Raw genomic sequence first — 3,417 nt, forward strand, 5'->3', positions numbered from 1 at the left:
GTCGCCAGGCAGACGCCGCGCAACAGCAGCTGGAACTCAGCTCCCAGCCGTTCGTCGAGGCCTTGCTGTTGTCGTTGCAGAGCTTCGATCAGGCGCGTGCCGCCGCGTTGCTGCAGCGCGTGTTGCCGCAGCAATCCACCCTGGAACGTGCCCTGGCCCTGACCTGGTTGCAGCGCAGTATTGAACAGGCACCAGCGGCCACGACCCTGGAACCGGCCGAAGGCTGGGCAGCCAAGCAGGGCGCGACCGGTGAAACCTACTGGCAGTGGCAGGGCGCGCAGCTCCCAACGATGCTGACCCTGACCAGTGCCCAGGCGCGTCCGGTGCAGGCGTCATTGAGCTTCCAGAGCCAGCAAGCGCCAGTTGCGCCGATGGCCGTGTCCATCACCCGTCGCCTGTCGCGCCTCGTGCCGGGCGACGAAGCGTTCACCTTCAAGCTCGAAGCCGTCGGCAACAAGCCGTTGTCCAGCGACAGCCTCTATCTGGATGAAGTGATCATCAACAGCAAGGCCTCGACGCCGCTGCGCTACGGCATGCTCGAAGTGCCGCTGCCGCCGGGTGCCGATGTGGAGCGCACCACGTGGGGCATCCAGTTGCTGGGCAAGGCCGACAGCGAACCGACGTCCCTGGAAAAGGCCCGTTTTGAACCGGGCCAGATGGCTTACGCGGTCCCGGTGGATGCCCTGAGTGGTGAACTGCGCCTGCGGCACCTGGTGCGTTTCTCCCAGAAGGGCCAGTTCACCTTGCCGCCGGTGCGTTTCACCCAGGTGTATGCGCCGCAAAACCAGGCTCGCGAACAGAAACCGGCGCTCGGTCAGGTGACGGTCAACTGACATGCGCAAGCCTTGGGGCTGGTGGCTGTTGTGCTTGATTCCTGCGCTGGCGACAGCGCAGGAGGAGCCCTTGCGCCTGGCTTTCGACGGTCAGCTGTTGCGAGTGAGCCAGACCCAGGTGCTGGACCGCCAGCCGCTGCCGGACTCGTTGACGGCACCGTTGGGCAGCCTCTGGAAGCTCTTCGTCTACGCCTGGCTGGTGGACACCGATGCCCGCGAGCCGGTCTATGAGTGTCGCGGCGAATCGAAAGAAGAAGTCTACTGCTGTAATGCCGGGCAGAGCATCGGCCGTGATCAGGCGCTGGTGAAGTCCTGCGGCTTGTACTTCGAACCGCAGCGGCTCGGGCTTTCGGCGCCGGACTGGCGGGATTACTGGCAAGCGCGCCGGGCGCCGAACTGGTTGCTGGACTTGCCGACGTTGCAGCCGCAAACCCAGGTACCCGTTGCAGAACTGCTCAAGGCGCTGGCCACGTTGCCGGCCCAGGATCAGGCCCGGCGGGTACTGCTCGACGTGGTGCTCGGCGCTGCGGATGGGCGCCTGGTCGGTCAATTGGGCGGTCGCCTGCGGGTCAAGACCTGGAGCTGGCTGGGTGACCGCGGCCCAGCGTCGCGCCAGGGCGGTTTCGCCGGTTGGCTGGCCGATGGCACGCCCGTCTGGGCCGGCGGCCGCGGCACCAGCCAGCAGGTGCTGAAGAAGTATGGCGATGGCCTGGCCACGGCATTGCCGTCGCGCTGGCCAGCGGAAACCGGGCGCTGCGTGGAAGTCGACCTGTTTGCCCGTTATCCGTTGCAGCGGGTCATGGCTGGCGACCGTCCTGCCACACCGGGTCAACTGCGTGGCGATTACCGTGTCGAGTTCACCAATGGCAACCAATTGGCTATCCACAGCGACGGCGAGCTGTTCCTGATGCCTGGCAAGCTGGTCGCGCGACTGGATCGGGAAGAATACGTCGCCCGGGTCCTGCAACGCGAGGCCAAGGCCGAACCCGTCGAAGCGGCCAAGGCATTGGCCGTGGCGATTCGCACCTACCTGCTGCAAAACGCCCGGCGCAACGGCGATTGCCTGAGCATCGACGACAGCAGTCACCGCCAGCGCGTCGCCCCGCGTCCGGCGGCGCCTGAAGCCCGCGCGATTGCCGCGTGGACCACTGATCTGGTCCTGGCCGGCACTGACGTCACTTACCACTCCGATCAACCGGGTCCGGACAAATTGTCCTGGGCCCAAGCCGTTGAACAAGCCAATGGCGGCCAACGCTACGATGCGATCCTGCTGCATGCGTATCCGCGGGCCAGCCTTAGCCGCTGGGACAACCCGGTGGCGTCCTGCGAAGCGTTGCCCGCGGCCCAGGATTGGTTGCTGAAGCAGCGCCGTGGCTGGCGTCAGCGCCTGGAAAGCGAAGTGGGTTACAACGAAATCAGCGCTTTCGCGGTCTGCCGCGTCGCCTTCGGCCGGCCGTATGTCGACCGCGAGCGCCAGCGCATCTACGTGCGCGGCGTCCTCTCGCTGCAAGACCGCCTCGACCTTACGCACGAATACCTGCACCTGGCCTTTGAAGCTCACCCCAACGGCCAGGACGAAACCTATATCGAAGGGCTCGCCCGTCACCTCTTGCTGGAATAGACCATGACACTCCGTTATCCACAGGTCTTGTTGTTGCTCTGTGCCTTGACCGCGTTGCCACCGGCCATGGCTGCCGACCCCATCAAGCTCGACACACCCGCCGGCGGCTGGCGCAGCGGTGCGCCGGGGGGCGAGGGCGAAAGCTTCAGCCAGACCGTCAACTACCCGGCCTCGTCGGTCAATACGCCGCCGGGGCAGGCCGACACGGCGCGCATCCGCGGCCAGATCAAAGGCGCGCCCAAGGACAGCAACGCGCCAGGACAATTGATCGTCAACGGCGTAAGCCTGCCGCTGAAAACCGATGAAGAAGGCCGTTTCGACCGACCGTTCTCATTCCCCAACGGCAGCAACAGCGTTGAAGTGCGCAGCGCCGATGGCCAGCAGCGCCACCGCACGCAGTTTCTCAACACCAGCGGTGGCGCCACCCCGGCCAAGCTGCGGGTCCTGCTGGCCTGGGACAGCGACGGCACCGACCTCGACCTGCACCTGGTGACGCCCGATGGCGCCCACATCTGGTACGGCGACCGCGCCGTCGCCAACGGCGCCGCGCTCGATGTCGACGTCACCACCGGCTACGGCCCGGAAATTTTCGCCATGCCGGCACCGATCAAGGGCCAGTATCTGGTCTACTTGAATTATTACGGCGGCGGCTACAGCAGTGATGAGGATGGGGAGGGCGACGGCGGACAGGTGGAGCAGGCGCAACAGGCCCTGACCACGGCACAGGTGACGGTGATCACTGAAGAAGGCACGCCGAGCGAGAAGATGGAAACGTTTGTGGTGCCGATGCGGGCGGTCGGCGAGCTGACGTTGATCAAGAGCTTCAGCTATCCGTGAGGGAATAGGAGGGGGGCTGCTGCGCAGCCCAGCGGGAGCAAGCTCCCTCGCCACAAGAGCGGTCCGCCGGAATGGGTATCCAGCATGAGCGCCTCATTTACGAACATTCCGAAAACACTGTGGGAG

At 65.5% G+C, this 3,417-nt stretch carries 2 protein-coding genes and 1 pseudogene; all 3 read left to right on the top strand.

Annotated features, from left to right (window positions below):
• Positions 1-833 (top strand): annotated as a pseudogene (locus ACE04F_RS18795) (alpha-2-macroglobulin family protein); the annotation flags it as partial.
• Position 834: 1 nt separating this feature from the next.
• Complete coding sequence (locus ACE04F_RS18800) at positions 835-2,454, top strand: DUF2300 domain-containing protein (protein ID WP_486109024.1); 1,620 nt, start codon at positions 835-837, stop codon at positions 2,452-2,454.
• A 3-nt stretch (positions 2,455-2,457) separates the two neighbouring features.
• Positions 2,458-3,291, top strand: coding sequence for a YfaP family protein (locus tag ACE04F_RS18805; protein ID WP_486109026.1), 834 nt, complete (start codon positions 2,458-2,460; stop codon positions 3,289-3,291).
• The last annotated feature ends 126 nt before the right edge of the window (positions 3,292-3,417 follow it).

Source organism: Pseudomonas sp. AGC41 (genome assembly GCF_057334555.1).

Coding starts and splice junctions, on each gene's coding strand:
- ACE04F_RS18805 (WP_486109026.1), top strand. CDS start 2,458: ATGACACTCCGTTATCCACAGGTCTTGTTGTTGCTCTGTGCCTTGACC.
- ACE04F_RS18800 (WP_486109024.1), top strand. CDS start 835: ATGCGCAAGCCTTGGGGCTGGTGGCTGTTGTGCTTGATTCCTGCGCTG.